Below are 7,074 nucleotides of genomic sequence, written 5' to 3' on the forward strand. Positions count from 1 at the left end.
CGCCAGGCGCGCCAGGGCGGCCAGCAGTTCCGGAGTGGCCGCGGTGATCGGCGCACGTTCGCGCACTTCGCTGAACATGCCGTTGACCGCATCCAGTGCTTCGAGAATCACGTCCATCAATTCCGAATCAACGTGACGCTCACCCTTGCGCAGGATGTCGAACACGTTCTCGGCGATGTGGCAGCACTCCACCAGCTCATGGAGCTGGAGGAAGCCGGCGCCCCCTTTTACAGTGTGAAAACCGCGAAAAATTGCATTGAGCAGGTTCGCATCATCAGGTCGGCTTTCCAGCTCGACCAGCTGTTCGGACAGTTGCTCTAAAATTTCGCCGGCCTCTACAAGGAAATCCTGAAGGATTTCTTCATCGGCGCCGAAGCTCATGTGGGTGCTCCTTAGAAGCCTAAACTGGATAACAGGTCATCTACGTCATCCTGACCTGACACAACGTCTTCACGTTTATCGGCATGAATCTGCGGACCTTCACCCTTGGCGAGATGTTTTTGTGGATCTTTTTCCGAGAGGATCGCTTCACGGTCATGTTCGATGCCGGCAAAACGGTCTACCTGGCCGGCCATGAGCACCAGTTTGAGCAAGTTGCTTTCCACTTCGGTGACCAATTGGGTCACGCGCTTGATCACCTGACCGGTGAGGTCCTGGTAATCCTGAGCCAGCAGAATGTCATTGAGGTTGCTGGAAACCGTGCGGTTTTCCTGCTCGCTGCGTGACAGGAACCCGTCGACCCGACGTGCCAATTCGCGAAACTCTTCAGCCCCCACTTCGCGGCGCATGAAGCGGCCCCAATCGTGGCTCAGCGCTTGTGCTTCGGTCGCCATGCCATTGACCAGCGGCGTGGCGTTTTCCACCAGGTCCATGGTGCGGTTGGCGGCAGCTTCGGTCAGCCTGACCACATAGGACAGGCGTTCGGTGGCGTCGGTAATCTGCGAAATTTCTTCGGCCTGGGGCATATGCGGGTCAATCTGAAAATTGACGATCGCACTGTGCAGCTCGCGCGTGAGCTTGCCCACTTCCTGGTACAGGCCGCGGTCACGGGTCTGGTTGAGCTCATGGATCAACTGCACCGCGTCGCCGAACTGGCCTTTTTCAAGGCTGTCGACCAACTGGTGAGCATGCTTTTTCAGGGTCGACTCGAAGTCTCCCTGTGACGTTTCTTTATGCTCCATAGCTCCCCCGCGGTGGCACTAGCCGTTGATGCGTTCGAAGATTTTTTCGATCTTCTCTTTCAAGGCCAATGCAGTGAATGGCTTGACCACGTAACCGTTAACCCCGGCTTGGGCGGCCTCGATGATCTGTTCACGCTTGGCTTCGGCGGTCACCATCAACACGGGAAGAGTGCGCAGTTTTTCGTCGGCGCGCACGTGGCGCAGCAAGTCGATACCGGTCATGCCCGGCATGTTCCAGTCCGTTACCAGAAAGTCGATGCTCCCGCTGTTGAGGATCGGAATCGCCGTAATGCCGTCATCCGCCTCGACCGTGTTAGTGAACCCAAGGTCACGCAACAGGTTTTTTATGATCCGCCGCATCGTTGAGAAGTCATCAACGATGAGGATTTTCATGTTCTTGTCCAATTCGACCTCCAAGCAGTCTTAAACGCGCCCAGCACCTGGACGCGCCATTTCAATCAACAGGCATTACACAAAAAGGACTGCGGGGGCACAACGGGTCGACCCGCGAAGGCCTATCACCCTCGCGGTCTCGTCTGCAGTGCTCCCCAACACTGCCTGTCAGCGCGCTCGCCACTCTCCCAAACGCCCCCGCAAGCGGGCTGCGCACTGGCTATGCAACTGGCTGACCCGCGATTCGCTGACGCCCAGGACCTCACCGATTTCCTTGAGGTTCAGCTCTTCGTCGTAGTACAGCGCCAACACCAGCCGCTCACGCTCCGGCAAATTGGCAATCGCTTCGGCCAACGCGCCCTGGAAACGTTCATCTTCCAGGTCGCGCGACGGCTCCATGTGAGCACTCGCGCCGTCCTCGTGCAGCCCTTCGTGTTCGCCGTCCTGCAACAGGTCGTCGAAACTGAACAGGCGGCTGCCCAAGGTATCGTTCAAAATCCCGTAATAATCGTCGAGACTCAATTGGAGTTCGGCCGCAACTTCGTGATCTTTAGCGTCGCGACCGGTTTTTGCTTCAATTGCGCGAATTGCGTCACTGACCATGCGCGTATTGCGGTGCACCGAACGCGGCGCCCAGTCACCTTTACGCACTTCATCGAGCATCGCGCCACGGATGCGGATCCCCGCATACGTCTCGAAACTCGCCCCCTTGCTCGCGTCGTACTTGGTCGACACTTCGAGCAGGCCGATCATGCCCGCCTGGATCAGGTCTTCGACCTGGACGCTGGCGGGCAGGCGTGCCAGCAAGTGATAGGCGATGCGCTTGACCAGGGGCGCGTAGCGCTCGATCAATTCGCCCTGGCTGTCACGGGCAGACTTCTTGTAGGCGTTGTAGCCGGTCGCTGTCATAGCACGGGTCCTGCGCTCGTCTGATGCACCAATCGCTCGACGAAAAACTCCAGATGCCCCCGAGGGTTGGCGGGCAACGGCCAGGTATCGACCTTCTGGGCAATAGCCTTGAACGCCAATGCGCATTTGGAACGAGGGAACGCTTCGTAGACTGCACGCTGCTTTTGCACAGCCTTGCGCACACACTCGTCGTAGGGAACTGCGCCGACGTATTGTAAGGCGACATCGAGGAAGCGATCCGTGACCTTGGTCAACTTGGCGAACAGGTTGCGCCCTTCCTGCGGGCTTTGGGCCATGTTGGCCAGCACGCGAAAGCGGTTCATGCCGTAGTCACGGTTAAGCAGTTTGATCAGCGCGTAGGCGTCGGTGATCGAAGTCGGTTCATCGCACACCACCAGCAGCACTTCCTGGGCGGCGCGCACAAAGCTGACCACCGACTCGCCGATCCCGGCCGCGGTGTCGATCACCAGCACGTCGAGGTTGTCGCCGATATCGCTGAAGGCCTGGATCAGGCCAGCATGCTGCGCCGGGCTCAGGTGCACCATGCTCTGGGTGCCGGAGGCGGCGGGCACGATGCGGATCCCGCCGGGCCCCTGCAGCAGCACGTCGCGCAGCTCACAGCGCCCCTCGATCACATCGGCAAGGGTGTGTTTGGGTGTCAGCCCGAGCAGAACGTCGACGTTCGCCAGCCCCAGGTCAGCGTCCAGCAGCATGACGCGACGGCCAAGCTCTGCCAGGGCCAGGGACAAATTCACTGACACGTTAGTTTTCCCGACGCCACCTTTGCCGCCGGTCACCGCGATCACCTGTACGGGATGCATGCTGCCCATTTTATTTCTTTACCTTGTCTTGCTTAGACGCAGGCTACATGGCTTGGCCGCGTGAATCGCTTGCAGACCATCGATGTAGGTACATTTCACGGTGTTCATCCTGCCCTCAACCCACCCGTTTTGCGGGGTTGTGGTAAAGGTCGGCGAACATATCGGCCATCGCTTCCTCGCTAGGCTCTTCTTGCATTTGCACGCTGACTGCACGGCTGACCAACTGATGACGGCGCGGCAGATGCAGATCATCCGGGATCCGCGGTCCGTCGGTCAGGTAGGCGACCGGCAGTTCATGACTGATGGCCAGGCTCAGCACTTCGCCCAGGCTCGCGGTTTCATCGAGCTTGGTGAGGATGCAACCGGCCAGACCGCAGCGCTTGTAACTGTGGTACGCAGCGGTAAGAACCTGTTTCTGGCTGGTGGTTGCAAGCACCAGGTAATTTTTCGATTTGATCCCACGCCCGGCCAGGCTTTCCAACTGCATGCGCAATGCCGGGTCGCTGGCTTGCAGGCCGGCGGTGTCGATCAGCACCACGCGCTTGCGCAGCAGCGGGTCGAGGGCATTGGCCAGGGACTGGCCCGGGTCTACATGCGTCACCGACACATTGAGAATGCGACCCAGGGTCTTGAGTTGCTCCTGAGCACCAATACGGTAGCTGTCCATGCTCACCAGCGCGATGTTATGCGCGCCGTACTTGAGCACGTAACGGGCTGCGAGCTTGGCCAGGGTGGTGGTCTTGCCCATGCCGGCCGGGCCGACCATGGCGATTACACCGCCCTCTTCCAACGGCTCGACTTCCGGGGTGGCGATCATCCGCGCCAGGTGCGCCAGCAACATGCGCCAGGCCTGGCGAGGTTCTTCGATTTCAGTGGTCAGCGCCAGCAGGTCACGTGACAACGGGCCGGACAGGCCGATGCGTTGCAGGCGACGCCACAGGTTGGCTTGCTGCGGCTTACTGCCTTGCAGCTGGGTCCACGCCAACGAACCCAGCTGCACTTCCAGCAGTTCGCGCAGGCCATTGAGTTCAAAGCGCATCGAGTCGAACACACGCTGGTCGACTGCGGCAGCCGGGGCTGGCGCTGCAGGACGCGGCGGCTCAACGAAAGTCGGTTCGACGAGAGGCTCGGCAGCCGTCAGCGGCAGGCCGGCGAACAACTGGCGGTTGGTGGTCGCGTCGCTGTCGCCACGCATGCTCAGTTCGGCCTGGGCCGACACAATCCGCGAGGCAGTCTTGCGCAGCTCGTCTTCGAGCTCCATGTTCGGCACGCGCGGCGCCAGGGCCTGGGGGGTGTAATCCAGGGCAGCCGTCAGCTCGACACCGCCGGCAATACGACGGTTACCGATAATCGCGGCGTCGGCGCCCAGCTCATCACGCACCAGTTTCATGGCCTGACGCATATCGGCGGCGAAAAAACGCTTAACTTGCATAACCCACTACCCTCAGCCGTTCGGCCCTACTGTCGCGACGATAGTCACTTGCTTATTGTCAGGAATTTCCTGATAAGCCAAAACGTGCAAATTCGGAACTGCCAGGCGTCCAAACCGCGACAACATCGCCCGGACGGGGCCTGCCACCAGCAGAATCACCGGTTGGCCCTGCATTTCCTGACGTTGCGCCGCGTCGATCAACGAACGCTGCAGTTTCTCAGCCATGCTTGGCTCCAGCAGAACGCCCTCTTCCTGGCCTTGTCCTGCCTTCTGAATACTATTGAGCAATATTTGTTCCAACCTTGGTTCCAAGGTGATCACAGGCAGCTCGGAGTCAAGCCCCACAATGCTTTGCACGATTGCGCGGGACAATCCGACGCGCACCGCAGCCACCAGGGCGGCGGTATCTTGACTCTTGGCGGCATTGTTGGCGATGGCCTCGGCGATGCTGCGAATGTCGCGCACGGGCACCTGTTCGGCGAGCAGCGCCTGCAACACCTTGAGCAATTGCGACAGCGAGAGAATGCCCGGCACCAGTTCTTCGGCGAGTTTCGGCGAGGCTTTGCCCAACAAACCCATCAATTGCTGGACTTCTTCGTGGCCGATCAGCTCGTGGGAGTGCTTGTACAGAATCTGGTTGAGGTGAGTGGCGACCACGGTGCTGGCGTCCACCACGGTGTAACCCAGCGATTGCGCCTGGCTGCGCTGGCTGATTTCGATCCACACCGCTTCCAGGCCAAAAGCCGGATCTTTGGCGGTGATGCCGTTGAGGCTGCCGAACACCTGCCCTGGGTTGATCGCCAGCTCGCGGTCCGGGTAGATCTCGGCTTCAGCCAGGATCACGCCCATCAGGGTCAGGCGGTAAGCGCTGGGCGCCAGGTCGAGGTTGTCGCGGATGTGCACGGTGGGCATCAGAAAGCCCAGGTCCTGGGACAGCTTCTTGCGCACGCCCTTGATCCGCGCGAGCAGTTGGCCGCCCTGGTTGCGGTCTACCAGGGGAATCAGGCGGTAGCCGACTTCCAGGCCGATCATGTCGATCGGGGTCACGTCGTCCCAGCCCAGCTCCTTGGTTTCCTGGGCGCGGGCCGGCGACGGCAGCAGTTCCTGCTGGCGCGCCACCTCTTGCAGAGCCTTGACCTTGACCGCGTTCTGCTTCTTCCAGAACAGGTAGGCACCGCCACCGGCCATGGCCGCCATGCTCAGGAACGACACGTGCGGCATACCCGGCACGAGGCCCATGATCGCCATGATGCCCGCCGCCACGGCCAGCGCCTTGGGCGAGGCAAACATCTGGCGGCTGATCTGCTTGCCCATGTCTTCGGAGCCAGAAGCACGGGTCACCATGATCGCGGCAGCTGTGGATAACAACAGTGATGGCAACTGCGCCACTAAACCGTCACCGATGGTCAGCAAGGCGTACACCTTGCCAGCATCGCCGAAGGTCATGCCGTGCTGGAAGATACCGACGGCCATGCCGCCGATCAGGTTGATGAACAGAATCAGCAGGCCGGCGATGGCGTCACCGCGCACAAATTTGCTGGCGCCGTCCATGGAACCGTAGAACTCGGCTTCCTGGGCGACTTCCAGGCGGCGCGACTTGGCCTGGTTCTGGTCAATCAGGCCGGCGTTGAGGTCGGCGTCGATGGCCATCTGTTTGCCGGGCATGGCGTCGAGGGTAAACCGCGCGCTCACCTCGGAAATCCGCCCGGCGCCCTTGGTGACCACCACAAAGTTGATGATCATCAGGATCGCGAACACCACGATACCGACCACGTAGTTACCGCCGATCACCACCTCACCAAAGGCCTGGATCACCTTACCGGCGGCGGCGTGGCCGTCCTGGCCGTGCAGCATCACCACGCGGGTGGACGCCACGTTGAGCGCCAGACGCAGCAGGGTCGCCACCAGCAGGATCGTCGGGAATACCGCGAAGTCCAGCGGCCGCAGTGCGTACACGCACACCAGCAGCACGACCACGGACAGGGCAATGTTGAAGGTGAAGAACACGTCGAGCAGGAACGGCGGCATCGGCAACATCATCATTGCCAGCATCACCAGCAACAACAACGGCACACCCAGATTGCCCCGCGAGAGGTCAGTCAGGGTCGTACGGGCCGTGCCGAGCATTTGAGAGCGATCCACCACCGGTATTCCTCGTGTTCCTTGAAGCAAAGTTTTGACGCCAAGCGGCGTCCTGCAGGCGGTATTGCAAGAAGCCTTCCAACTTTTGCCTCAAGGCTCAGATCAGCGCAGACGCCAGGCGTGAACCGCACTTAAAGGTGGGAGGGGGCTTGCCCCCGATTGGGTGTATCAGTCACCTTTTGCGGGGCTGACACAC

At 60.5% G+C, this 7,074-nt stretch carries 7 protein-coding genes; all 7 read right to left on the reverse strand.

The genetic code is table 11. The features are described from left to right. On the reverse strand, positions 1 to 381 hold a 381-nt coding region (locus WBR57_RS22970), incomplete at its 3' end, for an Hpt domain-containing protein (protein WP_424086927.1). Between the two features lie 11 nt (positions 382 to 392). Continuing rightward, positions 393 to 1,181 carry a protein phosphatase CheZ gene (locus WBR57_RS22975; RefSeq protein WP_065909831.1) on the reverse strand — a complete coding sequence of 263 codons (789 nt, stop codon included), beginning with the start codon at positions 1,179 to 1,181 and terminating at the stop codon, positions 393 to 395. Positions 1,182 to 1,199: 18 nt separating this feature from the next. Then, positions 1,200 to 1,574: a chemotaxis response regulator CheY gene (locus tag WBR57_RS22980; protein ID WP_163003295.1), complete on the reverse strand. Its 375-nt coding sequence runs from the start codon at positions 1,572 to 1,574 to the stop codon at positions 1,200 to 1,202. Between the two features lie 168 nt (positions 1,575 to 1,742). Then, a complete protein-coding gene (fliA, locus tag WBR57_RS22985) occupies positions 1,743 to 2,483 on the reverse strand; it encodes an RNA polymerase sigma factor FliA (protein ID WP_424086929.1) in 741 nt (246 codons plus the stop codon). Continuing rightward, positions 2,480 to 3,313: a flagellar synthesis regulator FleN gene (fleN, locus tag WBR57_RS22990; protein WP_003192912.1), complete on the reverse strand. Its 834-nt coding sequence runs from the start codon at positions 3,311 to 3,313 to the stop codon at positions 2,480 to 2,482. The genes fliA and fleN overlap by 4 nt, the downstream gene beginning before the upstream one ends. A gap of 106 nt (positions 3,314 to 3,419) precedes the next feature. Further along, on the reverse strand, positions 3,420 to 4,736 hold the full coding sequence (flhF, locus tag WBR57_RS22995; protein ID WP_424086931.1) for a flagellar biosynthesis protein FlhF: 1,317 nt from the start codon (positions 4,734 to 4,736) through the stop codon (positions 3,420 to 3,422). A gap of 12 nt (positions 4,737 to 4,748) precedes the next feature. Beyond that, entirely contained in the window at positions 4,749 to 6,863 is a 2,115-nt protein-coding gene (flhA, locus tag WBR57_RS23000; protein ID WP_424086933.1) for a flagellar biosynthesis protein FlhA, read from the reverse strand. Between the last annotated feature and the right edge of the window lie 211 nt (positions 6,864 to 7,074).

The organism is Pseudomonas sp. (assembly GCF_049590575.1).
Lineage (GTDB): Bacteria > Pseudomonadota > Gammaproteobacteria > Pseudomonadales > Pseudomonadaceae > Aquipseudomonas.

Bases quoted from the DNA above. Each gene is read 5' to 3' on its own strand.
- WBR57_RS22975 (WP_065909831.1), bottom strand. From the start codon at position 1,181: ATGGAGCATAAAGAAACGTCACAGGGAGACTTCGAGTCGACCCTGAAA.
- WBR57_RS22980 (WP_163003295.1), bottom strand. From the start codon at position 1,574: ATGAAAATCCTCATCGTTGATGACTTCTCAACGATGCGGCGGATCATA.
- fliA (WP_424086929.1), bottom strand. From the start codon at position 2,483: ATGACAGCGACCGGCTACAACGCCTACAAGAAGTCTGCCCGTGACAGC.
- fleN (WP_003192912.1), bottom strand. From the start codon at position 3,313: ATGGGCAGCATGCATCCCGTACAGGTGATCGCGGTGACCGGCGGCAAA.
- flhF (WP_424086931.1), bottom strand. From the start codon at position 4,736: ATGCAAGTTAAGCGTTTTTTCGCCGCCGATATGCGTCAGGCCATGAAA.
- flhA (WP_424086933.1), bottom strand. From the start codon at position 6,863: ATGCTCGGCACGGCCCGTACGACCCTGACTGACCTCTCGCGGGGCAAT.